Raw genomic sequence first — 25,535 nt, 5'->3', positions numbered from 1 at the left:
GGGTATTGTCAACTGAAACGAATGTCATCTGTTAAGCCATGCTGACCACGATCCCATTGGGTTTTAAATTGCATGTCGAATCAACTGGAGATATAGATATTAAGGGGAGTGCCGGTAAAACTTCCGATTATGTTTATAACAGCATTGGAAAAAATGTGCGAAACCGTTTCGTTCAGATGGTAATAATCCTTCTGCTTTTGATGGTCGGGGGCCAGGGATGCACCCGGCAGGCAGTCATCACTCCCGACCGAAAACCGCCCACACAGACGTCGCCTGAAGCCATACCGGCGGTGCCATCAAAGGGCATCGGTATGAAAAAGCGAATACCGATCTCCGTGAAAACCGGTGATCGGCTGGGATGGGTGGAAAATGCCTTAATAACCTACCCGCCGAATCGGTTTCTCACCGGCCTTGGGATGGCGTCGGATCGGAATACAGCAGAGCAGCGATCGCTGACCGAACTCGAAAAGCCCTTGGCTTTTAGTATTTCCGGTCGCACAAAGATGCAGATTGAAGCCATGGGGACGTTTCCCGCATCGCTGGATCGGAAAACGCACAAACTTGCTGCGAAATGCGGAAACCATGCACTCCAGGAAGCGATTTCCCATGGGCGGGTTGCTGATGTTTTCATAGAGGAGACACCAGCGGCCACCTTTTATGCGTTGGCGGTGTTGGACCGGCACGCCTGCGTGAACCAATTGAGGCCCCTGATCGCCGAAATGGATCATCGGCTGAAGGAATGGGTCAGCCGGTTTGAAAAAGCGGATGTTCCGATGCATCCAGCGGACGGTTATGCGCTGATGGATGCCTTTTTATACCGGGAAGCATTGGACGCTGCGCTGGCAGCCGCAACACCCGGGGGGAAAAGCATACCCATTCCGGTCCAGCCGAAAACCATTGGACGCCTGCTCCGGGAAAAATAATTAAGAAAAAAAGCTAAAGTTATCTCTTCCAGGTGCCGATACACATGACGGGTCTTTTACGAACCTTCCGGCTGTGCTGGCAGACGTTCGTCAACCAAAAAGAACCGCCCGAAAAATAAACGCATGAAATATCATCGGGCATGAGCAAAAAGGAGAGGCATCATGGAAATCAACACCAACAATCAGGTCCAGGGACTGGGAGCCGCGCAAAAAGTCAGCGAAGTCAAGCGGGAGAAAGAAGAAGCGCCGGGCCGGCAGGCGTCCCAGACCGAAGAAAGCCCGGATTATCGGATCAGCCTGTCCGATGCGTCTAAAAAAGCCGTCGCCGAACTGACCAGCGCTCAGGCATCCGGCCAGGATTCGGAAAAAACGGATCTTTCCGAGGAAGAAGCCGTCCAGGTGGCCCGGCAAGCTTCCGAGAAGCTGTCGCAGACCCAGGCCTCCATTTCCAATCAGGCGATGCAGAAGGCGGTTGACCTGTTTTCCTGATAACAGCCGCACAAACTCAGCGGACACCGATGCTGACAAAAAGCCGATTCAAATCATTGAATCGGCTTTTGCTGTGTAATGAACCGATTAAATACCAGCGGGGCACCGGCAGCAATCCACAATCCCACCAGGTAATAGCGGACAAATCGAAACAGCCATGCAGGTTCCATCCCGGAAAAGACGGTCTTCAAACCGATATAGAACACCAACAGGCCGCCGACGCCCGCCAGGTAGCGGGCTGAACGTCTTGCCAGGCCGGCATTGATTTGAAACCCGATCCAGCGGTGCTCCAGGAAAATACCCAGGCTGGTTCCCATCAAGGCGGCAACCGGACTGATCACGTACGGCCCTTGATCCTTCACCCCAAAAACGGCCACAACGGTGGCTGCAGAATGAACCAAGATCCATATCCCCGGTGAATACCTTCCGATCATCTCGGCGACCGGTCGCTCGGTTTTGTAAAAGCATAGTACCAGCAGACCGCCAATAACGTACCCGCCGGCCAGGTCCGCAGGAAAATGAACGCCGAGGTAGAGCCGCGAAAGCGGGATTAGAAGGATCAATGCACCGGCCAGCCACCACAGCCAGATTTTCTGGAATCGGACGGCCAGGTAGCTCCAGACCACCATGGCCCCTTGGGTATGGCCACTGGGAAATCCGTTGCCGCCGGCCGCTGCCAGCTGCAATACCGACGAGTCAACCATAAAGGGTCGCGGCATGCCGAATGCGGCTTTGGCAATGGCGTTTACCGATGCGGAAATGAGAAAAAGAATGGCCAGTCCGGCACCGATACGCCGATGGATGCACCAGTAGACGAGAGGAAGGAACAGGAAAAAAAATGGCTCGTTGCCGAGGGAGGTGATGAATTTAAACGGCAGGTCGAGCGTCGGGCTGAACTGCTGCAGCCACACGATCAACGAGGTGTCAAATAAAAAGGCCGCCATTTTATCTGACCTGTTTTATGCCGTCATAGAAGAAAGCCGGACGGGATTCAAATCCCCGCCCGGCTTTAAGGTCAATCAAGGATCAAGGGGTTACCACCCCCAGGTCAGGTACTGGTGGATGGAGTCGGCGGCTTTACGGCCGGCTCCCATGGCCAGAATCACCGTAGCTGCGCCGGTAACGATGTCGCCGCCCGCCCAGACACCCTTCTTGGTGGTTTTTCCCGTTTCCGGATCGGCAATAATGTAGCCCCACTTGTTCAATTGCATGTCTGGTGTGGACTGGGTCAGCAGGGGGTTGGCCCCGGATCCCACGGCCACGATGACCAGGTCGGTGTCCATGTGAAATTCCGAACCCGGGATGGCAATGGGGCGACGGCGGCCGGAATCGTCGGGCTCACCAAGTTCCATTTTCAGGCATTCCATGCCGGTTAGCCGACCCTTTTCGTCCCCCTTGAACTGGGTTGGGTTGGTGAGCAGGAAGAATTCAATGCCCTCTTCCTCGGCATGGTGGATCTCGGCGGCTCTGGCCGGCATTTCATCCCGGGACCGGCGATAGACGATCTTAACGCTGTCCGCTCCCAGACGCATGGCGGTGCGGGCCGAGTCCATAGCGACATTGCCGGCTCCCAGGACCACCACATTCTTGCCCTTTGGAATCGGGGTGTCCACGTCCGGATAACGGTAGGCTTTCATGAGATTGGCCCGGGTGAGGTATTCGTTGGCCGACAGGATGCCAATCAGATTCTCACCGGGAAGGTTCATGAAGCGGGGAAGGCCCGCCCCCACGCCCAAATAAACAGCCTCGAAGCCATCTTCAAACAGTTCATCCAGGCTGACGGTACGACCCACCACGGAATTCACTTCCACCTTGGCGCCCTGACGTTCCAGGAAATTGATCTCCTGGGCGACAATGGCTTTGGGCAAACGGAATTCGGGAATACCGTAGACCAGCACGCCCCCAGGTTTGTGAAAGGCCTCTAAAACGGTAACGTCGTATCCTTTTTGAATCAGGTCGCCGGCCACGGTCAGGCCGGAGGGACCGGACCCCACCACGGCCACTTTTTTACCGGTGGAGGGCGCTTGGGGAGGCAGGGCGCCGGTGCCGTTTTCCCGCTCCCAGTCGGCCACGAACCGCTCCAGGTTGCCGATGGCCACGGGTTCGCCCTTTTTGCCCACGATGCACTTTCCCTCACACTGGATCTCCTGGGGACACACCCGGCCGCATACGGCGGGAAGCGCATTTTTGGTCCAGACGTGCCGGATGGCACCGGTGAAATCGCCCTGGGTGATCAGGTTGATAAATCCGGGGATGTCTACACTCACCGGACATCCTTCCACACAACCCGGCTTTTTGCACTGGAGGCATCGGGCCGCCTCTTCCTGGGCCATGGCCACGGTATATCCTAAAGGAACCTCTTCGAAATTCCGCCTTCTGATTTCTGGTTTTTGCTCGGGCATCGCCACACGGGATGCCTTCTCTTTCTTACCCGCTGTTTCCTTCATTTTTTTCCTCCGTCTCAACAATTGCCGGGCGCTGCTCGGCTCACCGGTCTTTCACCCCAAGGTTAACTTTCTCAATATGGATTAATATCCCATTTTATTCGGATCGCAGCTCAGGTAGCATCCCGAAGGTTGCAGAAATCCTCGTAGCAGGCCTTCTCTTCCTCGCAATAAGCCTGCAGGCGCAGCATCAACTCATCGAAATTGACCAGGTGGCCATCGAATTCCGGGCCATCTACGCAGGCAAATTTGGTTTCACCACCCACGGATACGCGGCAGCCCCCACACATGCCGGTACCGTCGATCATGATGGGATTCAGGCTCACCATGGTTTTAACATCAAAAGGTCGAGTGAGGTTGGCCACGGCCCGCATCATGGGAACCGGCCCAATGCCTACCACCAGTTTAACGTCTCCGCCCTCCAGTTGTTCCTTGAGGACGTCGGTCACAAAACCGTGGTGCCCGTATGTCCCGTCGTCGGTGCAGACCCGCAGGTCGTGGGACGCCGACTTCATCTGCGATTCGAGAATCAGCAGATCTTTGGTCCGCGCACCGATAATGCAGGTGACGTCGTTGCCGATCTGTTTCAGGGCGCGGGTGATGGGGTGCAGCACGGCCACGCCGGTACCGCCGCCCACGCATACCACCTTGCCCAGTTTTTCCAGATGGGTGGGCTTGCCCAGCGGTCCGATGACGTCCTGAAAGGCATCTCCCACCTGGAGGGTCTTGAACAGGGCTGTCGATTTACCCACGACCATATAGATGATGGTAAGGGTGCCTTTGTCCGGATCCGTATCGGCCATGGTCAACGGGATCCGCTCCCCGTCTTCATTGGCCTTCAAAATCACAAATTGTCCTGGCTTTGCTTTCCGTGCAATCAAAGGGGCCTCGATCTCATTTAAAATCACGGTCCCTTCGGCCATCTCCTCCCGTTTTACGATTTTGAACATGTGCGTCCTCCACGTCTTTGTTTTCGTTGCAGCCATCTTGCCGCAAAACCTACCTATATTAATAAGCTGAACTTGGCTAATATACATGCCCGGGTTTTGAAATCAAGCTCAAAACACGTGACTAACAAATATTTGTCCGGTATTTATATAACCATCTATATATATTAAAATAATTCCAGTTAAGTTTTTGCAGTTACATTTTACAAGTTTTATTCTTTTCCCATTTTTTGGTTCTAGGCACCCATTGGCCAGCAGCGCAACTCGTTTTTGATCTGGATGCGTAACTGTTTCACCCGCCGGATGGATAGTTACTCCTGAAAATGCCTGAAGATGCTCCTCGAAAGACATTTTCAGTTAACGATTTCCTTTGGATTCAAGTTCTGTCATATTTTCCATGGCATCGACAGCGGGTTAAGAGAATTATTGCCAGGGTCGTTAAGGTCGCTTGTCATGAAGAAAGCCCCAGCAGAGGTATGATCTGCCGGGGCTTCTGAGGAGTGAGAGTGGAACGGAGGTTGATGGCATTTCCACTGATATTACAGATCCCGTTATGCGAGATTGGTTACAAGGCATTCTGATTCTTCTTTATATAGACGCCCCCACCGCCCATTTTTTTAAAATGGGGGACATATCCCCATTGTAGCCAATTCATCTGTTTTTGGAGTATGGATATAGAAATTAATAATTCAAAATCAACGGGTTACTTCAATTGACTATCTTTGCTGCCGCGTCGGTTGAAGTCCGTGAGCGGCGCCTGTTGTTTTTCGAGTGCTGACTGGCAGCTGACGCATAGACGGACACCAGGGATTGCTCTGCGACGAGCGTCTGGGATAGCCGTCTCGCATTCCTCACAATGAGACAGGCCCTCGCCATCAGGCAACCGGCTCCTGGCCAGTTTGACTGCGTCTTCCACACTGGCGTCTATCTGATCCTGCACCGCCCCATCCCGGGACCAACCACCAGCCATAATTTGCTCCTACTCGAAATGATTCCGCTTATTGAATTGAAATAATTTTGGGCGCATGCGAACACTGCCAACACTTCTCACCAGGCTTCAGGCAAGATTAAATGCTAAGATTCCTCCGCCGTTTTCTATATCCGCCTCAGATTTTCGCTAAATTGGATCTGGCAGTCAACCCAAAAAGAAGCCGTGCAGCCCATGCCGCGTCAAGGGCTGCTTCATGACAAACTGCGAAATCAATTTCACAATAATTGTCAAAAACCTGCATCTTTTTTTCCTTTCCACGCGCCTAATTCTCCGACATGTTCCCCAACTTATAGAAATATTTAAATATATTGTTATGGCAATGAAATTGCAAATAATTCTCAAAAACTCATTCCGATTAGCTTAAAACTATTAAAAGGTGTTTTCAGTTCAGCCATTGTTTATTCAACCCAAATTTTGCGGGGGCGATGGTGATACAAAACAAGGCCGCAATAAAATCCAAAGACTTTAGCGCACTGAAAGGCAAAATCAGCCACTGAAAAAGTAGATTGTGTGTGATCCGAAGAAGCTTTAGATGCCGGGAAAATGAGAAAGATGGATAATACAGGTTTTACACTTACCGGATTGATGATCGTTATCGCTGTCATCGGTATCCTAGCGGCCATCGCCATCCCCAGCTTCATCGCCTTTTGCAATTAGACCTTCTCCCCTGTTGTGGAAACGGGTGCAACCCATTAACCGGCCATTGTTTTTCGCCGGTATCAACTGCAGGTGCCGGGATTGCCATCCTACCGATAACCATTTCAATTGTCGGTTAAATCAGGTAAGAGACACCCCATGCTTCGACAGACCTTTATCCATATTCCGGGCATCGGACCGAAAACCGAACAGCGCTTCTGGGCAGCGGGTGTGGATGGGTGGGATGCCTTTTTCGACGATGCTGCGCTGAAGCTGCCAGCGTCGAAAAGAAAAACCATCGCCGAGGCACTGACCGAATCCCGGCATCAACTGGATAGACGGAATCCGGGGTACTTCGCCCGGCGTATCCCCGCCAGCCATCAATGGCGGCTGTTCAGCGAATTCCGCGACCAGACGGCCTACTTGGACATTGAAACCACGGGGCTGGAGGAAGACTGCACCATTTCCACCATCGCCGTGTATGACGGATCGGCGATGGTCACCTACGTAAATGGGCAAAACCTGGACGACTTCATCGAGGACATCCGCCGCTATAAACTTCTGGTGACCTACAACGGCAAATGCTTCGATGTCCCGGTAATCGAAAGGTTTTTTGGCCAACCGCTGGATCACGCCCACATCGACCTGCGCTACGTGTTGGCCAGCCTGGGGTTAAAAGGCGGGCTCAAGCGCTGCGAGGCGCAACTGGACATGCACCGCGGCGATCTCGAGGACATTGACGGGCTGTTCGCGGTGGTGCTTTGGAAGGCCTATCTGCGCAACCGCGACGAGCAGGCCCTGGAGACCCTGCTCGCCTACAACCTGCAAGATGCCATCAACCTGGAGTCGCTGATGGTCACCGCCTATAACCTGAAAGTTCGCCAAACCCCCTTTGATCTACGATCCCGGCTGCCCGTGCCGCAAATACCCCCGAATCCAATTCCCGCCCACCGGCGCACCATCGCACGCTACCGCAACGAGGTGGCCTTTATCCGCTCCCTGCAACCGCAATGGTAGACCATTTATAGCTTTAAAGGCCGTCTATTTTTTTTGAAATTCCATCGTGTTCGTGATAGGAAATTAAACATGCGAACCTTAAGATGGCTCATTGTTGTTGTCTGTCTGGCCGTTCCTACGGTTATTGTCGTCAATCCTTTCATTGCCAACCACCCTTTTGATGAAGCGTTTGCACTTCCGCTGTCATTTGCACAGCAGCTGGACACTTCCGGCTCGCACGCCCCTTCGCGTTCGCCTCGTTTTGTTTCCGTTCAGATGAAAAAAAAGCTGAAGACATTGATTGCCGGTGAAACGGGCAGTTTTGAACTCGAGGCCCGCCTAAATGCACCGGAAGGTTCCTTTGGAAACGTTCCCCTTTGGGACCGCAGCGTTACCACGCCGCTGGCCATCTGGATCGCTTCTCCGGACAACAGTGGCATTGCATTTATCGACAGGCAGCACCCGGACAGACCCCATCAGCATATTTTGGTGAAATTTGCGCTGCCCGCCGACCCCGATTCGCAGCCCCTGACAGCGGTGGTTGAATATCGCGTCAACCCGAGAACCATTTCAGGCAAGCACACGTTTTGGATGGACATTTACGCGGAACTGACTACCCCGGACGGAAACAAGGTCCAGGACATGGGCAATACCCGTTTACCGTTTGAAGTCGATACCCATCTCAGAACGAAACTGTTGATGCTGGCGGTCATCGCAGCCGCCATCTTTTTCTTTATCGTGGAATGGGTGCGTGTGGACGTCGTCGCCATGGCCATGATGGTCTTGCTTCCCGAACTGGGGTTGCTGAATGCCAAGGATACATTTAAAGGCCTCAGCAGCAACGCCGTGGTCGCCATCATCGGGGTGATGATCATCAGCTACGGCTTAAACCGGGCCGGCCTGGTCAATCGAATGATCCAACCGCTGCTGAAAACCGTCGGCACGAGTTCTCGTCGACTCACCGTGATTTTTTCAAGTTTGATCGCGGTCATATCGAGTGTGATGCAAAATACCGGTGCGGCCGTGCTCTTTTTACCCGCCATCCGGTTGGTCGCCTCCTATAGGCTTAAAATTCCTATTTCCCGCGTGCTCATGCCCATTGGCATGGCTGCGATATTAGGCGGCACCCTGACGATGATCGGTACAAGCCCCCTGATCCTGCTCAACGATATCCTGCCGCCGGGAATGCCCAAATTCAGTTTTCTGGAATTGACGCCCATCGGTCTCGCCTTGGTTGTGGGAGGCATTGCCTATCTGTCCACGGTTGGCATGCGTGTGCTGGCGGGACATTCCGAGCACGCGTCCGGATGCCGCCCCAACGAAACCGGCTGTGATGAAACGGGGATCCTCGGCTCCTACCCGTTGATCAAGGGACCGTTCGAGATCGCGGTGCCGGAAAATTTCCAACCGGCCTTTCGGCCGCAGTCGGTAAGGCAGATTCGCCGGCGTTTTCTGGTGAACATCGTAGCCTCGGCCAAATCCGACGGTACAACCGACATCGCCCCGATTCCAGAGAGTGCGATCGAACCGGGCCACATCCTGTGTGTTTACGGTCCGGTGAAAGCCGTCGCACGATTCGTAAGGGATTTCGGCCTGGTCCTGAAAGCGGAACCTGAAATATTCAAAGATAATATGTTCAACCCGTCACTGGCAGGGATGGTCGAGGGGGTGGTTTCCCCCCGCTCCAGCCTCATCGGCCGAACGATCAGGGAAATTCGCTTCCGTGAGACATTCGGACTGACACCCCTGGCTATCCATCAATCCGGCAAAACCTACTACCGGCTCTTGGCGGATCGCCCCCTGCAGGCCGGCGATGCAGTCCTCGTACACGGAACCTGGGAGCAATTGCACGCCCTGGAAGACCTTCACCATAACCTGATCATTATTACGCCCTTTGAAAAAGAGTTCCACAAGCCTGAAAAATCAGGCTGGGCGCTGACCTGTTTTTTGGCGGCGCTTTTTTTGATGATTCTGTCGAGTTTCTATTTTCAAAACCGACCGTATAATCCGATTCCGCTGTCGGTCTGTCTCATGCTGGGTGCCGTCGGCATGATCATGACCCGGGTCGTAACCATCAATGAAGCCTACCGAGCGGTAGATTGGCGCACCGTCTTTTTGCTGGGAGGGCTTATACCCCTGGGGATGGCCATGGATCAGACAGGCACGGCGGCATGGATCGCCAGAGGCATCGTCCTCGGGCTCGGTTCGCTCATGTCTCCGTTGCTGTTCTTGATTGTCCTGGCCACGCTGAGTTGTGGGTTTACCATGGTCATTTCGAATGTAGGCGCCTGCACGCTGCTCGTTCCCCTGGGCATTTCCATAGCCACCCAGATCGGCGTGGACCCGCGCGTGGCGGCCATTGTCGTGGGCCTGGGAGTTTCCAACTCCTTTATCCTCCCGACTCACCAGGTTAATGCGCTGTACATGGGCCCCGGGGCATACCGGACCAGGGACTATATAAAAGTCGGGAGTCTGCTGGCGATCATCTATATTTCCATTCTGGTGGCGATGACTTATGCCTTTTACATGTAGTTCAACACCCCGAAGGTGTGCACTCATACAGGATGATCCGGCACAAATTTATCAGGCCGCAGATCCGGATCGAAAAAAAACGCCGAACCATGGGCTCGGCGTGGGTTGATTGGGGGGCGGATGCCCGGATTTGCTACTGTCTGTCCAGAAACGGGTAGTCGTTGTACCCCTTTTCATCTCCGCCGTAGAAGGTGTCCTGATCCGGTTCGTTCAGCGGGGCGTTGCGTCGAAATCGCTCCACCAGATCCGGATTAGCCAGGAAGGGAACACCGAAGGCCACCAGGTCCGCTGCGTTTTCGGACAGGGCCTTTTCGCCGGTTTCCCTCCCGTAGCCACCGTTAATAATCATCGTGCCCTTATAGATCTTTCGAAGCTCAGGCGCCACCGGCGGGAACTCCTCCTGGCTCTTGAACGAGGGGTGGCCGGGAAGCGGTTCGATAACATGCAGGTAGGCCAGGGGAATGTCGTTCAGCGCCGCCGCCAGTTGGCTGTAAAGGGCCTGAGGATCGGAGTCGTGCATGCCGTTGAAGACCCCGCGCGGCGAGATGCGCAACCCGACCCGGCCCGGCGGCCCCCACACCTCCACCGCTGCCCCCACAACCTCCAGGGCAAAGCGTATCCGATTGGTTATATCGCCGCCGTAGGCATCGTTGCGTCGGTTTGATCCGTCTTTCAGAAACTGCTCGATCAGATAGCCGTTGGCGCCGTGCACTTCCACGCCATCGAAACCGGCCTTTTTTGCCAACCCTGCCGCCTTCGCAAACTGGTCCACAAGGGCCGGGATCTCTTCGATGGCCAGCGCCCGAGGCATGGTGGGCGGTTCGAAACCGTTGGGTGTGAACACCATGGTCTCCGCCTTAACGGCCGATGGTGCGACCGGGTCCCCGCCGTCCGGTTGAAGCAGGGTGTGGGATACCCGGCCGGTGTGCCACAGCTGGCTGAAAATACGGCCGCCTTTGTGGTGAACCGCGTCGGTGACGGCCTGCCATCCGCGGACCTGGTCTTCGGTGTAGATGCCTGGAGTATACATATATCCGTTGGCTTTTTCGGAAACCTGGGTGGCCTCGGTGATCAGCAGACCAGCCGTGGCGCGCTGGACATAATGGGTGGCAGTCATGGGCTTGGGAACCCCGTTTTCATCGGCCCGGTTGCGGGTCATGGGCGCCATGACCATGCGGTTGGGCAGGTTCAGGGAGCCCAGGGTATATGCAGTAAACAGTGTATTCGTCATGCTTTTTTCCTTTCATTTCGGCGATGGTTCAAATTATGACCGGTCATCTTGATGTCAAGCCGGCCCATACGCTTGCTCGCAGGTTTTGCAGTGGACCGTGAAACTGGAGCCGACCTGTGCGCAAATATATCCGGAATTAGACGAAGCCGGGCACGGCTGAAAGGCCTTCCCGCAATACATTGGGTCCCCAATGCCTCAATTCGGAATTCCGACCGCGGCCATCAGGCCTCCGCACCTAATTTTCAAATCCATACCGGGTTCAGTGTCCGATCAAATCCCGTTTTTCGATTTTGTCGGTCCGGAAAGGAAAGCGGCCCGATGGCCGGTCCTGCAGGTAGCTGTGCAAGGTTTTCTCAATCACCTTGAAGGCGATGTCATCCCAGGGAATGTCCGCTTCCCGGAACAACTTCACCTCGGAACTTTCCCGGGTGGGGTGAAAGTCCGGTGCCGCGAGGCGGCAGCAGAACATCAGGTATATCTGGTGAATGTGGACGATATCGACCATCAGATAAGGCCTCAGGTCGGCAACCGTTGCACCGGTCTCCTCGAGAGTCTCCCGCCGGGCACCGGCTGCTGCGGTTTCGTCGTTTTCCAGAAAACCGGCAGGAAGGGTCCAGCAGCCTTTGCGCGGGTCGATGTTCCTGCGGCACATGAGGATACGATCCTTCCAGACGGGGATGCATCCCACCACGAGCTTGGGGTTCTGGTAATGGATCGCACCGCAGGAGGCGCAAACGTGGCGAGGCCGGTCATCATCGACGGGAACTTTGAGTGCGACCGGTCCGCCGCACTGGGAACAGAAATTCATCCGCTCATATCTCCATTAGGGTGATGGATATCATCCCGCCGAAGCAGACGTCCACATCGCTTCCCGTTGACCGGGGACGGTCGTGAATGATGCCATGATAACGGAACCCCTTTACATCTTCGACATATCGATAACGGTGGGGATGTTTGTCCAGGGGGCAGTGCTGACGGCACAGGTCCGAATCGGCATCGATGGGACTGGGCAGGTTAATGTTCCAGAATTGTCCCGCTGCCAGCGGTTCGTTTAAAACTCCCGGCAGAAAACGGGAGGCCTGCACCCGTGCAGCCGTCCAGTCCACGGACCAGTCCGGCGCAATGTATTGGGACACGGCCACGGCCCGAACGCCCAGAATGGCGGCTTCCCGTGAAGCCGCAACGGTGCCCGACTGGTAAACATCGCTGCCCAGGTTGGCCCCGGGGTTGATGCCGGCGATGATCCAATCGACATCAGGCACCAACGCTTTGACGGCCAGGCGGGTGCAGTCGGCCGGTGTCGCGTGAACCACATAGGTATCTTCGTCCAGCCGGTCCACCCGGATAGACGCCTTCATGGTCACCCGGTGACCCACGTTGGACTGGGGCGTCGCCGGTGCGACAACCGTTACCTTTCCCAGCGGTTTCAGAGCTTCGACAAGGGCTGCCAGTCCAGGCTGGTCGAAGCCATCATCATTGGTAACGACGATTTTCAATTGGTGCTCCGCAGGTTTTTCTGATTGGGTAAAACAACGGCAGGATCATACCAGCCAACGATCAGAATGCAACCCCATGCGGTCTTTTCCGCAATATTCCCTTTTTTATTGATAAGTCTTTCGCTTACCCCGGCAGGAGGGTCGGAAACCTGGGCTGCGATCAATCCGGGCAGGGGCGATCAGCAAGTCGGCCCCAACGCTCCAGCAAGGGAGCGGGGGAGAGCTCTCCGATGCCGTTCGCTTCGAAAAAAGAGAAAATGTCCAGGCTGTTTCCCTGACGCCACAACCCCTTGAGCATTTTTCCGGCTTCGGGAGACTGACTCCAATTGCAGCCCAGATTGCATTGCAGATGGTTGTGCAGAACGGCCTCTCCCATCCATCCCAGCAGGTAGTCCGCGCAGTACAGCTCGGGCACGAGGTCGAAGAGGTGGCTTTCCGGCTGATGGTAAAAACCGGTAATCCGGGCCATGGTGTCGGCATAGAGCCTTCCGTCGGACAGGTCACTCCCGGAGAACATCTCATATTCGCTGATGAACTTGGCAGCGTAGCGGCGAAAGACGGAAAGATCCTTCAGGTCTTTATAGAAGATCATCGTAGAGACGGTTTTCTCGGGCAGGCCCATCACCGATTCCAGCACCGGTCGGGACAGGGCTATTCGCTGCAACAGGAAGGCGTAAACTTCGGAGAGGTTGAAAGCCGTGGCCAGTTCGCGATCCACCACCGGCAGCGCCGGGTCGGTGGTAACGGCCGACAGCCCGTGCCCCAGCTCGTGCCAGAGTGTTTCCAAATCGATCCACCCGCCTTCGGGCCGCATGAGAATGTGGACCTCCTGGGGTATCCGGACCATGACGGAGATGGCCTGGGCGCTTTTGCCCGCCGCCGGCTGGATTTCCAGGTAAAGGCCGGGATGGTGGGCCGGGTCCAGTCCCCAACGGCTGAAAAAGCTCAAGGTGGGTTCGGGATTGTCCACCGGACACAGCCGATCCCATTGGCCGAGGCTGAGCAGGTAAATGGCGTCGAACCGGGATAGTTCCTTAAGGGGGCGATTGAAGCGCCGGCGGCTCCACGCTTCCATGGCGGCAAAATAATGATCGTCCGTCCGCGCAACCAGGGCTTTCATTTCGCGGTAAAGCCGGTGGTAGTCAAGGCCCTTTTTGCGGCTGCAGTAGTCGATGTAGCTGTCAAACCCCAATTCATCGGTCAGGGTCTCCAGCACGATGTTCCAGTAGTTGACGGCAAAGGGTTTGAGCAGTTTACACAGCGGTCCGGTCTCCTGCTGGAGTCGCTGGCGCTTGAGCAGAGTGCTGGATTTCTGGCACCAGGGAATGACTTCCGGAAAGTAAATCTTTTCGCCGTCCACATGGGCGGCTGCGCCGCGGCTCCAGGCCTGCATTTCGGTTTCGTGGGGCATCAGCCTGCGCTGGAGGTAGTGATCGATCAGTCCGTGGCGGATGCGGATCCGGGCCTGTTTGTCCGGGACACCCGATACTCCGGCAATGGTTTCCGGGGTCAGGATGTCTTCGAATCCGTCGTATATCTGGTCCGGTGAACCAGCGGGCGCTCGGCCCTGCCAAAGGGACAGGGCCTGTCTGGCCAAGCGGGTATTGAGCGTCTGAAGGGCCGATGTCAGCCGGTTCACTTCATTTCGGGATCGCTTGCGGGTCATCGAAATATCTCCATCAGGGCGATAGTCAAGATAAAATGAAATCACTTCACGAAGGCTCTTCTCAGCAACCGTTGACCGATGTGACTGCCCTTGCATTTTCAGCCAATAGACTTGTTGCCCGCCCAGGCATGTGCTAAATTATATATTTGTTAAAAATAAGACACGCAATGTTCACCGACAACGCTTATCCTTTTTTTGGAGACGATTATGAGCTGTCCGACACCCACCCGGGAAGACGCCCTAGCCCTTCTCAGAACCTACAACCAGAGTGAAAGCCTCATCAAGCATGCCTTTGCCGTCGAGGGCGTGATGCGCCATATGGCCAGAAAATATGGGGAGGACGAGGACGTCTGGGGCGTCGTCGGGCTGATTCACGACCTGGATTTCGAACAGTTCCCGGATCAGCACTGCAAAAAAACAGAAGCGATCCTCAAAGAAAACAACTGGCCTGAGGACCTGATCCGTGCCGTGGTCAGCCACGGTTGGGGTATCTGCAGTGATGTGGAACCGGTAACCAACATGGAAAAAGTCCTTTTCGCCATCGACGAACTGACCGGCCTGGTGGCCACCTCCGCCCTGGTTCGGCCGACCAAAAGCGTCATGGACATGAAGGCCAAATCGGTTAAAAAAAAATGGAAGGACAAACGATTTGCCGCCGGTGTGGACCGGTCCATCATTCAAAAGGGAGCTGATATGCTGGGAGTGGAGTTGGGCGACCTGATCACCGACACCATCATGGGCATGCGGGACGTGGCCGATGCGATCGGACTGAAGGGAGAAGCATAAATTGGAATGCAACAAAGACCGGAACCTGGAACGCTGCAACTGTTCATACGAACCCTGTTCGCGCAAGGCTGTCTGCTGCGAGTGCCTCAAATACCACCTGCCCATGCGCCAGCTGCCGGCCTGCGTCTTCCCCAACGATGCCGAACGCACCTACGACCGCAGCTTCGAGAATTTTGCAAAACTGGTAAAAGATGGGCGGGTTTAGCAGCATCCAACCTCCCCCCCACAGCTGGCATTCTCCTTGCCATGGATCCAGCCGGAAATGATGTAGGCTGCGCAACCCACCCCCGGGGTGACCCGGATGGCCGCCGTGGGGCAGTTCAGGGCGCAGGCGCCGCATTCCATGCAACCATCCTTATCCACCAGCCGCACCTTTTTCCCGTTCATGGCAAACACCCCGTGGGGGCAAACGATCTCGCAGGACCCGCAGCCCACACACAGATCCTCCTCGTACTTGAGCGTGGACACGCCGGGCAGGTATCTGAATTTTTCCATGGCGTTCTCCTTAATGAATCCGTGCTCCTTGTTTGCTGATCATTTGCAGCATCGTCAGTGCCATGCACTATCCCCCCATGAATCCAGCCCCCACCCAAAAGATCACAGCCGCAAGGGCACCGGCTGCCTGGGCAGGGATGGCCCGGCGCATCTCCTTTTCTACACCGGTGGGGGAAGTGAACGGTGTCGACCCGGTAAAATTCATAGCCAGATAAGAACTGACGACCATAATGAAGAGCGTCAGAGCCAGCATTTCGGACCAGACCAGCTGGCGGGCAAAGGCAGCCGACATCATGGCGCCGGCGGAGGCGCCCAGTCCGGCGCCCTTGAGGGCAAAGGCCCGGCCGGGCAGCCAGGGCAGTACGACCGGTGCCAGAACGGCGCCGGCAGCCACGGCCAGAAGGTATGCCAGGGTGGCCCACAGGCCCCGGGAAAAAGCGGCGCTGACCGAAAAGAAGCCCTGCCCCAACCCGGAAAGCAGGAACAGCGCCGGTATCAGGTAAAGCGTCGGTCTGCCCAAGTGGTTGAGTTCCACGGGTATCAATTCCACCCGCTCCCAGAAGGAAAAGGTGACCTTGCGCATAGCCGGGGTGGCCTTCATTCCATTCTCCAGAAAGGTGTTGATATGCCTGGTGTGCACCGGCCCCCAGATCACCTCAAACCCGCACAGGGTTTTCACCTGGCGTGCAGCGACCCCGGTGGCTGAAAGCTGGGGGAGAATCAGGCACCGGTGGGTGACGATTTTATCGAGTCCTGTCGCCTTGACGCGTTCGGCCACCTCCCGGGTGGAGAAAGTCCCCTTTCCGGCTGCACACCAGACATTGATGCTTCGGGTGTCCAACACCAGAATCCAGGCGCTGATGCCCGCAAGCGAGCAGCGCAGGGCATCGAAGGAGAGTTTGTAGTTGGCGGTAACCATCACCGGTGATTCTTTGTCCGGCGATCCCACGCCGTAAATCCCGGGAGCAATGCTGTACCTGTCCCGACCGATGCCCAGGCGAGCGGAAACGGTTCCCAGACGATCCTCACGGATCAGGCGGGTGCGCACCCGGGGAACCGGACCTGCCGGCGTCTCCATAAAGTCTTCCACAAAGCCCCACCGGCGGAAACCGGGGTTTTCAACCGACGCATGGGGCTCCGACGGCTGGATGCCGCAGCAGGATGCCGCGTTACCGCTGACCACAGGAAAGTCCGGTGTCAGGCCGGCGGCGGACGATTCCTGGCAGGAATATGGGGATGAATGGCGGGAATCTTTTGCTTCCGGGCAGCATGATGCCATCGTTTGCCTCGCAAACCGGTGGTGCGGCAAAGCCGACAGCCTTGGCCGCACCCGGTGCTCATTTTGCGGCTGGTCAGGTTTCTTTGCGCAAAATCATACGGCACACCCTGCTTTCCGGCGCCGCGATAAAGAAAAATGAAAGGATAAACAGCGGAACCGCAAAGAAAAGCCCCACCACCGGAAGGATCAGAAATCCCAGAAAACCCAGCGCCAGCGCCAGGGGCAGAACGATCAGCCCAATAGTCCGGCTCGACCATTTTTCACTTACACAATCTTGTCTGTTCATATCGAACCTCCAACAGGTTTGTTTTTATGGCGGTATCTGATTCGATTCAGATTTTTCACAGACAAAAGATTACAACGATAGCGGAAATATCAATGGCCGGGTTGCAGATGTTTTCGGGCCGGCAGGACCTTCATCTATTTTTCTGTTTTTCCTTGGGTAAAAATCTTGGATGCCAGATCGATGTCCTCGGGGCAGAAGACAAACAGGCATTTGGCATCCGGGCCGGCCACGGAACCGTAGACATAGTTGATATTGATGCCCTCTTTTCCGAATTGGGAGGATAGCCGGGCCAGTTCGCCGGGTTTGTTGTCCAACTGGACGGCGATGACCGGCATGATGTCGAAGGTGTAATCGTGCTGCGAAAGCAGGTCGATGGCGGCGTTGGTTTTGCCGTCTTCGGCCAGCAGGCGAATCAGGGCAAACTGGGCGGAATCCTTGCGCATGGAGTTGTAGCTGGCAGCCGAAGCGATCCGTTTGAGTGATTTACCCCTAGCCTTGAAAAGTTCCAGTACATAGGCCGACGCATCCTGGATGGTCAGCGCATCGATATTGATGCCGGCTTCGCCCATGAGCGTAGCCAACCGGCCCAGTTCTCCGGGCTCGTTTTTCAGGAACAGGGAGATTTCCGTTCTGACCATGATGGTCCTCCTTTAAGCCATTGTTTAGGTACGGATTGTATTCAGAAAGGGAAAGATGCCGTTTCTGGATATTATCAGGGCGTTCGTTTGTCCTTTAGTATATTGTTGGAGATCACCACCCGCTGGATTTCCGAGGTGCCTTCGTAGATGGTGAACACCCGGGCATCCCGGTAAAACCGTTCTACGGGATAATCGGTGGTAAACCCGTATCCGCCGTGCATCTGCAGGGCCCTGGCCGTGACCCGGTTGACCATCTCGGAGGCGTACAGCTTGGCCATGGAGGCCTGGATGGTAAAGCGTTCCTTGCGGTCCTTCATGGCTGCGGCGGAAAGGGTGAGCTGCCGGGCGGCTTCGATTTCGGTGGCCATGTCGGCGATGATAAACCGCAGCCCCTGGAATTTAGATATTTTCTGGCCGAACTGGTCCCGCTGCTTGGCGTACTTCACGGCCGCGTCGAAGGCCGCCTGGGCCACGCCCAGACTCTGGGCGGCAATGCCGATGCGCCCGCCGTCGAGCCCCTTCATGACGATCTTGAACCCTTCCCCCGCTTTTCCCAGCCGGTCCGACACCGGCACCCGGCACTCCTCGAAATGCAGGTCGGTGGTGTCCGAGGCGCGCAGCCCCATCTTGTCTTCCACGTTGCCCACGACGAGTCCGGGGTTGTCCTTGGTGACGATGAACGTGCTGATGCCCTTGTGGCGGGCATCCGGATCGGTCTTGGCGGTGACGATGACCAGACCGCAGTTTTTGCCGGTGGTGATGAACCGCTTGGTGCCGTTGATGATGTAGTGGCCACCGTCCCGGACGGCGGTGGTCTGCTGGCTCACCGGATCGGAGCCGGCTTCGGGTTCGGTAAGCGCGAAAGCGCCGATATACTTGCCCATGGCCAGGTCTTTGAGATAATGCTGCTTCTGCTCTTCGGTACCGAAATTCAGGATGCTTTCACAAACAATGGAGTTGTGCACCGACATGACCACCGCCGTTGAGGCACAGGAGTAAGCTATTTCGGAAAGGGCCAGGACGTATCCCACTGTATCCGAATCTGACCCTTCGTAGTCGAAGGGGACCATCATCCCCAAAAGCCCCAGTTCGGCCATTTTCTTGAGGTTTTTAGCGGGGAACGCCTTGGTCTTGTCCCTCTCCGCTGCAGTTTCAGCCACCACTTTGCGGGAGAATTCGCGAACCATGGACTGAATCATCAGTTGTTCATCGGTCAGCTTGAATGACATGGTGTGGTCCCTTTCCTGATGGTTCGGACGGGCGGCAACGACAGCGGCATGGTTGCGGCAAAACCGACATGCACCGGCCAACCGTTGCGGCATGGACTCTGCGTCCACAGCCCCAGCGGAGCCGCCTTGTTGAAAGCGGTCGTTAGGGGTTGTAAATCACGACAATCAGTTCGGCATCGGTATCTCCGGTGTTTTTCAAGCGGTGCTGAATGCCGGAATTGAAATGCAGGGAGTCGCCGGCACCGAGAGCGTTCACGTGTTCACCGACCACCACCTCGATAGACCCGTCGAGCACATATACGAACTCTTCCCCCTCGTGGTTGTAACTGACGCCTTCGTGCGTTTTCATGGCATCGATCTTCACCCGGAACGCCTTGAGATGTTTGTTCTCGGCACCCGGCGTCAGGGTGGTGTAAGCATAGCTCGAGGTCCGCTTGGTGTAGGCCTTGATGCGGTCCTGCATGCGGTCTTCATCCTCCTTGAGCAGGTCCCCGGAGTCGATTTCAAGGGCCCGGGAAATCTGCAGCAGGGAGCCCACCGGCGGCGTGACCTTGCCGGCTTCCACCTTCTTGAGAAACTCGATGGAAAAGCCGGTCTCGTTGGCCAGGGTGTCGTAGGACATTTTCTTGTCGATCCGGGCCTTCTTGATCTTCTTGCCCACGGGGGTCAGACGGGTGGTTTTTCTGGGGGGCATGGTACCTCCTTGTAAAAAAGGGTTCGAGGGGTCAAGTGAATACAGCCGTTTTTTTATAGCGCACCCGCGTCTCATTATGCTGCTGTTTAATCCAATGGGTTCACTCGAATCCTTGAATCCTTGGCCCCTTGAACCCTGCTGTTAATACTCGTAAAACCCTCGGCCGGTCTTTCTGCCGAGCCAGCCGGCTTCCACGTATTTTCTCAGCAGCGGGCAGGGCCGGTATTTGGAGTCCTTGAATCCGTTGTACAGGGTCTCCATGATGGCCAGGCAGGTGTCCAGACCGATGAGATCCGCCAGGGCCAGCGGCCCCATGGGATGGTTCATACCCAGGCGCATGACCGTATCGATGTCTTCGCGGGTGCCCACCGAGTGATACAGGGCAAATACCGCCTCGTTGATCATGGGCAGCAGGATGCGGTTGGCGATGAAGCCGGGAAAGTCGTTGGCCAGGGCCGGGGTCTTGCCGAATTGCAGCGACAGGTCCCAGGTGGTCTGGTAGGTTTCATCGGAGGTGGCCAGGCCGCGGATCACCTCTACCAGTTTCATCACCGGCACCGGGTTCATGAAATGCATGCCGATGACCTTGTCCGGGCGTCCAGTCTGGGCGGCGATCCGGCCGATGGGAATGGAGGAAGTATTGGTGGAAAGAATCACCCCAGGCCTGCAGATCGCGTCCAGATCCTTGAAAATCTTGAACTTGAGGGTCTCGTTTTCCGTGGCCGCCTCCACCACGAAATCCGCGTCGGCCATATGCTTGAGGTCGGCGGTGATCTTAATGCGGCCCAGGATCGCATCCTTGTCGTCAGCCGAGATTTTACCTTTGTCCACGTTCTTGCCAAGGATCTTGGTAATGTTGGCCAGACCTTTTTCCGCATAGTCAATCTTGATGTCGCTCATGATGACATTGAGACCGGCGGTGGCCGCCACCTGGGCGATGCCGTTGCCCATCTGACCGGCGCCAATGACGCCGAAGGTGTTGATTTCCATTTTCTCACTCCTCTCTTGGATGTCTATACTTAAGGCTATTAGCCCTGAAATAAATATGAGCGCTTTAGTTCAAACGGCTGAGCCGAAGGTAAATCCATCTCGCTATCAGCTATCAGCCATGAGCGATCAGCAATAATCGCTAACGGCGATCATCTATTTACCACCATCGCCACCGCCTCCCCGCCCCCCAGGCAAAGCGAAGCCAAGCCGGTCTTTTTGTCCCGACGGATCATCTCGTACAGCAGGGTCACCAATACCCGACAGCCGCTGGCACCGATGGGGTGGCCCAGGGCCACAGCGCCGCCGTTGACATTAGTTGTTTCAACGGACAGCCCCAGTTCGTTCATGACCGAAACAGTGGATCCGGAAAAGGCCTCGTTGACCTCGAACAGGTCCACATCATCGATGCCGAGGCCCTCCTTCTTCAGGCATTTGGGAATGGCCCAGATAGGCGCCACCAGCACGTATTTCATGTCGATGCCGTAGGAGGCCTGGGCACCGATGGTAGCCATGATCGTGCACCCCAACGCATCGGCCTTTTCCCGGGACATGACCACCACGGCCGCGGCGCCGTCGCTGATGATGGACGCATTGCCCGCCGTGCCGAATCCGTCTTTCTTAAAGGCCGGCTTCATTCTGGACAGGGCGTCGTAGGAGGTATCCCGGGCGCATTCATCCCTTGCGAAGATTTTGGGTTCCCCCTTGCGCTGGGGGATGGAGACGGGCACGATTTCGGCATCGAAACGACCGCTGTTGATGGCTTCTATGGCCCGGCGATAGGATTCGGCAGCATAGCGGTCCTGGGCTTCCCGGCTGACCTGGTATCGCTGGGAGCAAAGCTCGTTGGACATGCCCATGTGAAAATCGTTGACGATGTCCCACAGGCCGTCGTGGATCATGGAGTCCTGGAGTTGGCCCGGTCCCATGCGGTAGCCGAAGCGCGCCTTTTCCAGGTAATAGGGGGCCATGCTCATATTCTCCATGCCGCCGGCCACCACCACCTCGGCATCACCGGCCTGAATGGCTTGGGCCGCCAGCATGACGGTTTTCAGGGCGGAACCGCAGACCTTGTTGACGGTTATCGCCTCGACTTCCCAGGGGAGGCCGGCCTTGACCGCCGCCTGCTTGGCCGGATTCTGACCGTAGCCGCAGGGCAGCACCAGGCCCATGAGAACCTCATTCACCTCGGTTTTCTCGATGCCGGCCCGTTTGATGGCTTCCTGGATCACGATGGCACCCAGATCTGTGGCGCCCATGCCGGCCAGGGATCCGTTGAAACTGCCCAATGGGGTTCGTACGGCGCTGACAATTACAGGTTCGTTCATATCAATTCTCCAACAGATTAAGGGTTCAAGGAGTCAAGGGGTCGAGGGTTCAAGTGAAAAAATGGTTCGCAATAGGCCTGCCGTCTTGAGCCCTTGACCCTTCGACCCCCTGGATCCTTCGTTTACATATTTCTCCGGTACTGCCCCCCCACGTCATACAATGCGCCGGTGATCTGACCCAGACTGCAGCATTTCACCGTTTCCATCAGTTCGGCAAAGATGTTGTCACCGGAAAGGGCCACCTGTTGAAGCCGCGCCAGGGCGTCGGAGGCCTGGTCGGCGTTGCGGGTCTGGAAGTCTTTCAGCCGGTTGAGCTGGGATTCCTTCTCCTCGGTGGTGGCCCGGGCCAGATCGATGCAGGAGGCCCCTTCGAGCAGATCGGCGCCGTCGGCATGGGGGTCCCTGAAGGTGTTGACGCCCACAATGGGATATTCGCCGGTGTGTTTGAGCATCTCGTAGTACATGGACTCATCCTGGATCTTGCTGCGTTGGTATCCGGTTTCCATGGCCCCCAGCACCCCGCCGCGAGCGGTGATCTTGTCGTACTCCATGAGCACCGCCTCTTCGACCAGATCGGTCAGGTCGTCTACGATAAAGCTGCCCTGATAGGGATTCTCGTTTTTGGCCAGCCCCCACTCCCGGTTGATGATCAGCTGGATAGCCAGGGCGCGACGCACCGACTCTTCCGTGGGAGTGGTAATGGCCTCGTCGAAGGCGTTGGTATGCAGGCTCTGGCAGTTGTCGTAAATGGCGCACAGAGCCTGCAGGGTGGTACGGATGTCATTGAGTTGAATGTCCTGGCTGTGCAGGCTCCGACCGGAAGTCTGGATGTGGTACTTGAGCATCTGGCTGCGCACCGATGCCCCGTACTTCTCCCGCAGGGCCACGGCCCAGATGCGGCGGGCCACCCGGCCGATGACCGTATACTCGGGATCCATGCCGTTGGAAAAGAAGAATGAGAGGTTGGGTGCGAAGCTGTCCAGGGGCATGCCGCGGGACAGGTAATACTCCAGGTAGGTGAATCCGTTGGCCAGGGTGAAGGCCAGCTGGCTGATGGGGTTGGCCCCAGCCTCGGCGATGTGGTATCCGGAAATGGAGACCGAGTAAAAATTGCGCACGTTATTGTCGATAAAATACTGCTGGATGTCTCCCATCATCTTCAGGGCGAAATCGATGGAGAAGATGCAGGTGTTCTGCCCCTGGTCCTCCTTGAGGATGTCCGCCTGCACAGTGCCGCGTACGTTCTCCAGCACCATAGCCTTAATCTTATTGGTCTCTTGGGCAGACGGTTGGCAGCCTTTTTCAGCAGCATATTTGTCCAGTTGCTGGTCGATGGCCGTATTGAGGAACATGGCCAGCATGATCGGCGCCGGACCGTTGATGGTCATGGAGACCGAGGTGGTGGGAGCGCACAGTTCAAACCCGCCGTAGAGCACCTTGACGTCATCCAGCGTGCAGACGCTCACCCCGGCATTGCCCACTTTGCCGTAGATGTCGGGACGGCGGTCCGGGTCGTAGCCGTAAAGGGTCACCGAGTCGAAGGCGGTGGACAGGCGTTTGGCCTCGCTGTTGGACGACAACAGTTTAAACCTTCGGTTGGTGCGGGCCGGGTCGCCTTCCCCCGCGAACATGCGCGTGGGATCCTCGCCCATCCGCTTCATGGGGAACACGCCGGCGGTGAAAGGAAAGTAGCCGGGCAGGTTCTCCCGCCTCAGCCAAGTGAAGATTTCACCGGGATCCTTGAAGCGCGGCAGGGATATCTTGGGAATTTTCTGGTGGGAGAGGGATTCGCTGTGAAGGGGCACGCAGATCTCCCGGCCACGCACCGTGTATACCAGTTCGTCGCCGGAATAGTCGGCGCGGATCTTTTCCCACCCCCTGACCAGCTTTTCCGTTTCGTCATCCAGGGCGTCACGGGCCTTGACGATTTCTCCCTTAAGCCTTTCCAGCAGGATAGCGGAGTCTCCCTCCATGCCTTCACTGGTCAGTGATGCAGCCGTCTCTTCCAGGTGCCACACCCGCCGCATGGCGTCGGCCTGACGGTCGGTCTCCCGGTGGTAGTTCCGGATCGTTTCGGCAATTTCCGCCAGGTAGCGGGTACGTTCCGGCGGGATGATGATAGTCTTGGAGGTGGATTGCTTGGTGTCCGGCCGCGGCAGGCTGGATTCGAAGGCGACGCCAGTCTTCTCTTTGATGCCGTCCAGCAGGGCATGGTAAAGGGCGGTGACGCCGTCATCATTGAATTTGGAGGCAATCGTGCCGAACACCGGCATGTCTTCCGGGGGGCGATCGAAGATCATGCGGTTGCGCTGAACCTGCTTGCGCACGTCGCGCACCGCATCCTCACCGCCGCGCTTTTCAAACTTGTTGACCACGACGATATCCGCAAAATCCAGCATGTCGATCTTCTCCAGCTGGGAAGCGGCGCCAAAATCGCTGGTCATGACGTACATGGACAGGTCAACCAGATCGATGATGTGGGAATCTCCCTGGCCGATGCCGGCGGTTTCGGCGATGATCAGATCATATCCGGCGGCCTTGACCACATCCAGCACCTCTTCCAGGGCATCGGGGATCTCCGTATGGGAACGCCGCGTGGCGATGGAGCGCATATAGATCCGGGGGCTGTTGATGGCATTCATGCGGATGCGATCGCCCAAAAGGGCGCCGCCGGTCTTTCGACGGGACGGGTCGGCACTGATAATGGCGATGCGGATCGCTTTCAGGTCGTGAAGCATCCGCAGGACCAGCTCGTCGGTGAGGGAGGACTTTCCGGCGCCGCCGGTGCCGGTAATGCCGATCACCGGGATTTTGTGGTCGCCGATCCTGGATTTGAGTTCCTGCCGGAATTTGGCCAGGTGACCGTTCTCTTTGGCTTTGGCCTGCTCCAGCGCGGTGATCAGGTTGGCCGTGAGCAGTTTGTTGTCCGGAGTCAGGCCGGACAGATCCAGGTCTGCGGCATCCGAGCGGGAGTAATCCATCAGTTGAACCATGTGGTTGATGATCCCCTGAAGTCCCATCCGAGTACCGTCCTCCGGCGTGTAAATTTTAGCCACACCGTAGGCTTCCAGTTCCTTGATCTCTTCGGGAACGATGACCCCGCCACCGCCGCCGAACACCTTGATGTGATCGGCTCCGCCCGCTTTAAGCAGATCCACCATGTATTTAAAAAACTCCAGATGCCCTCCCTGATAGCTTGAAATGGCGATTCCCTGGACGTCCTCTTCGATGGCGGCATCCACGATCTCCTTCACCGACCGGTTATGGCCCAGATGGATCACTTCAACCCCGGTGCTCTGCAAAATGCGCCTGAAAATATTGATGGAAGCGTCGTGGCCGTCGAAAAGAGATGTTGCCGTGACGACCCGGACGTTGTTCCTGGGCCGGTACACCTGGATGTCATCGTTCATGCGTCCTCCTGTGGCTGGTCCTGATCGTCACGCACCGCCGAGCGGGTGGCTT

Annotated in this window: 25 protein-coding genes; 7 read left to right on the top strand and 18 right to left on the bottom strand. The window is 56.4% G+C overall.

From position 1 onward, the window contains the following. Positions 1–155 precede the first annotated feature (155 nt). Together ACHZBS_RS13640 and ACHZBS_RS13635 are read left to right on the top strand one after the other, a co-directional pair. Entirely contained in the window at positions 156–923 is a 768-nt protein-coding gene (locus ACHZBS_RS13640) for a hypothetical protein (protein ID WP_319407063.1), read from the top strand. A 162-nt stretch (positions 924–1,085) separates the two neighbouring features. Next, a complete protein-coding gene (locus ACHZBS_RS13635) occupies positions 1,086–1,412 on the top strand; it encodes a hypothetical protein (protein ID WP_319407062.1) in 327 nt (108 codons plus the stop codon). Positions 1,413–1,465: 53 nt separating this feature from the next. On the opposite strand, the gene ACHZBS_RS13630 is transcribed toward ACHZBS_RS13635, so the two are convergent. The 5 genes from ACHZBS_RS13630 to ACHZBS_RS13610 form a co-directional block, all read right to left on the bottom strand. Beyond that, positions 1,466–2,356 carry a phosphatase PAP2 family protein gene (locus ACHZBS_RS13630; RefSeq protein WP_319407061.1) on the bottom strand — a complete coding sequence of 297 codons (891 nt, stop codon included), beginning with the start codon at positions 2,354–2,356 and terminating at the stop codon, positions 1,466–1,468. 90 nt (positions 2,357–2,446) lie between these two features. Further along, positions 2,447–3,859, bottom strand: coding sequence for an NADPH-dependent glutamate synthase (gene gltA, locus ACHZBS_RS13625; RefSeq protein WP_319407060.1), 1,413 nt, complete (start codon positions 3,857–3,859; stop codon positions 2,447–2,449). Positions 3,860–3,969: 110 nt separating this feature from the next. Beyond that, complete coding sequence (locus ACHZBS_RS13620; RefSeq protein ID WP_319407059.1) at positions 3,970–4,806, bottom strand: sulfide/dihydroorotate dehydrogenase-like FAD/NAD-binding protein; 837 nt, start codon at positions 4,804–4,806, stop codon at positions 3,970–3,972. Between the two features lie 108 nt (positions 4,807–4,914). Beyond that, entirely contained in the window at positions 4,915–5,154 is a 240-nt protein-coding gene (locus ACHZBS_RS13615; protein ID WP_319407058.1) for a hypothetical protein, read from the bottom strand. A 352-nt stretch (positions 5,155–5,506) separates the two neighbouring features. Continuing rightward, the gene (locus ACHZBS_RS13610) at positions 5,507–5,773 is read right to left on the bottom strand and encodes a DksA/TraR family C4-type zinc finger protein (protein WP_319407057.1); all 267 of its coding nucleotides are present in this window, start codon (positions 5,771–5,773) and stop codon (positions 5,507–5,509) included. Between the two features lie 564 nt (positions 5,774–6,337). On the opposite strand from ACHZBS_RS13610, the gene ACHZBS_RS13605 reads away from it, so the two are divergent. The 3 genes from ACHZBS_RS13605 (at position 6,338) to ACHZBS_RS13595 (ending at position 9,958) form a co-directional block, all read left to right on the top strand. After that, positions 6,338–6,451 carry a type IV pilin protein gene (locus ACHZBS_RS13605; RefSeq protein WP_394707988.1) on the top strand — a complete coding sequence of 38 codons (114 nt, stop codon included), beginning with the start codon at positions 6,338–6,340 and terminating at the stop codon, positions 6,449–6,451. 138 nt (positions 6,452–6,589) lie between these two features. Continuing rightward, positions 6,590–7,447, top strand: a complete 858-nt coding sequence (locus tag ACHZBS_RS13600; protein ID WP_319407055.1) for a ribonuclease H-like domain-containing protein — start codon at positions 6,590–6,592, stop codon at positions 7,445–7,447. A gap of 69 nt (positions 7,448–7,516) precedes the next feature. Next, entirely contained in the window at positions 7,517–9,958 is a 2,442-nt protein-coding gene (locus tag ACHZBS_RS13595; RefSeq protein ID WP_319407054.1) for an SLC13 family permease, read from the top strand. A gap of 133 nt (positions 9,959–10,091) precedes the next feature. Here ACHZBS_RS13595 and ACHZBS_RS13590 read toward each other — a convergent pair whose 3' ends face one another. The 4 genes from ACHZBS_RS13590 to ACHZBS_RS13575 form a co-directional block, all read right to left on the bottom strand. After that, positions 10,092–11,189: an alkene reductase gene (locus ACHZBS_RS13590; RefSeq protein WP_319407053.1), complete on the bottom strand. Its 1,098-nt coding sequence runs from the start codon at positions 11,187–11,189 to the stop codon at positions 10,092–10,094. A gap of 259 nt (positions 11,190–11,448) precedes the next feature. Beyond that, positions 11,449–11,997: an NUDIX hydrolase gene (locus ACHZBS_RS13585; protein ID WP_319407052.1), complete on the bottom strand. Its 549-nt coding sequence runs from the start codon at positions 11,995–11,997 to the stop codon at positions 11,449–11,451. 4 nt (positions 11,998–12,001) lie between these two features. Continuing rightward, positions 12,002–12,685, bottom strand: a complete 684-nt coding sequence (gene surE, locus ACHZBS_RS13580) for a 5'/3'-nucleotidase SurE (RefSeq protein ID WP_319407051.1) — start codon at positions 12,683–12,685, stop codon at positions 12,002–12,004. Between the two features lie 160 nt (positions 12,686–12,845). Continuing rightward, positions 12,846–14,351 carry a hypothetical protein gene (locus ACHZBS_RS13575; protein ID WP_319407050.1) on the bottom strand — a complete coding sequence of 502 codons (1,506 nt, stop codon included), beginning with the start codon at positions 14,349–14,351 and terminating at the stop codon, positions 12,846–12,848. A 207-nt stretch (positions 14,352–14,558) separates the two neighbouring features. Here ACHZBS_RS13575 and ACHZBS_RS13570 point away from each other — a divergent pair, with 207 nt between their 5' ends. Then, positions 14,559–15,137 (top strand): HD domain-containing protein, encoded by a 579-nt coding sequence (locus tag ACHZBS_RS13570; RefSeq protein ID WP_319407049.1) that lies wholly within the window; start codon positions 14,559–14,561, stop codon positions 15,135–15,137. A gap of 1 nt (position 15,138) precedes the next feature. Continuing rightward, entirely contained in the window at positions 15,139–15,342 is a 204-nt protein-coding gene (locus ACHZBS_RS13565) for a DUF6485 family protein (protein WP_319407048.1), read from the top strand. On the opposite strand, the gene hgcB is transcribed toward ACHZBS_RS13565, so the two are convergent. From hgcB to icmF, 9 genes are all read right to left on the bottom strand, one after another. Next, positions 15,339–15,632: a mercury methylation ferredoxin HgcB gene (hgcB, locus tag ACHZBS_RS13560; RefSeq protein WP_319407047.1), complete on the bottom strand. Its 294-nt coding sequence runs from the start codon at positions 15,630–15,632 to the stop codon at positions 15,339–15,341. The two genes, ACHZBS_RS13565 and hgcB, sit on opposite strands and share 4 nt — an antisense overlap. Before the next feature lie 67 nt (positions 15,633–15,699). Continuing rightward, positions 15,700–16,911 carry a mercury methylation corrinoid protein HgcA gene (gene hgcA / locus ACHZBS_RS13555; protein ID WP_319407046.1) on the bottom strand — a complete coding sequence of 404 codons (1,212 nt, stop codon included), beginning with the start codon at positions 16,909–16,911 and terminating at the stop codon, positions 15,700–15,702. A 73-nt stretch (positions 16,912–16,984) separates the two neighbouring features. Next, positions 16,985–17,197: a hypothetical protein gene (locus ACHZBS_RS13550; protein ID WP_319407045.1), complete on the bottom strand. Its 213-nt coding sequence runs from the start codon at positions 17,195–17,197 to the stop codon at positions 16,985–16,987. 134 nt (positions 17,198–17,331) lie between these two features. Continuing rightward, positions 17,332–17,835: an amino acid-binding protein gene (locus tag ACHZBS_RS13545; protein ID WP_319407044.1), complete on the bottom strand. Its 504-nt coding sequence runs from the start codon at positions 17,833–17,835 to the stop codon at positions 17,332–17,334. Positions 17,836–17,909: 74 nt separating this feature from the next. Then, complete coding sequence (locus ACHZBS_RS13540) at positions 17,910–19,064, bottom strand: acyl-CoA dehydrogenase family protein (RefSeq protein ID WP_319409085.1); 1,155 nt, start codon at positions 19,062–19,064, stop codon at positions 17,910–17,912. Between the two features lie 142 nt (positions 19,065–19,206). After that, positions 19,207–19,758, bottom strand: coding sequence for a cupin domain-containing protein (locus ACHZBS_RS13535; RefSeq protein ID WP_319407043.1), 552 nt, complete (start codon positions 19,756–19,758; stop codon positions 19,207–19,209). Positions 19,759–19,899: 141 nt separating this feature from the next. Then, on the bottom strand, positions 19,900–20,748 hold the full coding sequence (locus ACHZBS_RS13530) for a 3-hydroxybutyryl-CoA dehydrogenase (RefSeq protein ID WP_319407042.1): 849 nt from the start codon (positions 20,746–20,748) through the stop codon (positions 19,900–19,902). 149 nt (positions 20,749–20,897) lie between these two features. Further along, positions 20,898–22,073 carry an acetyl-CoA C-acetyltransferase gene (locus ACHZBS_RS13525; RefSeq protein WP_319407041.1) on the bottom strand — a complete coding sequence of 392 codons (1,176 nt, stop codon included), beginning with the start codon at positions 22,071–22,073 and terminating at the stop codon, positions 20,898–20,900. Between the two features lie 122 nt (positions 22,074–22,195). Next, positions 22,196–25,483 (bottom strand): fused isobutyryl-CoA mutase/GTPase IcmF, encoded by a 3,288-nt coding sequence (icmF, locus tag ACHZBS_RS13520; protein ID WP_319407040.1) that lies wholly within the window; start codon positions 25,481–25,483, stop codon positions 22,196–22,198. Positions 25,484–25,535 lie beyond the last annotated feature (52 nt).

Source organism: uncultured Desulfosarcina sp., from assembly GCF_963664155.2.
Taxonomy (GTDB): domain Bacteria; phylum Desulfobacterota; class Desulfobacteria; order Desulfobacterales; family Desulfosarcinaceae; genus Desulfosarcina.
The sequence above is the reverse complement of the archived record's forward strand: the minus strand, read 5'-3'. Positions and strand labels throughout refer to the sequence as shown.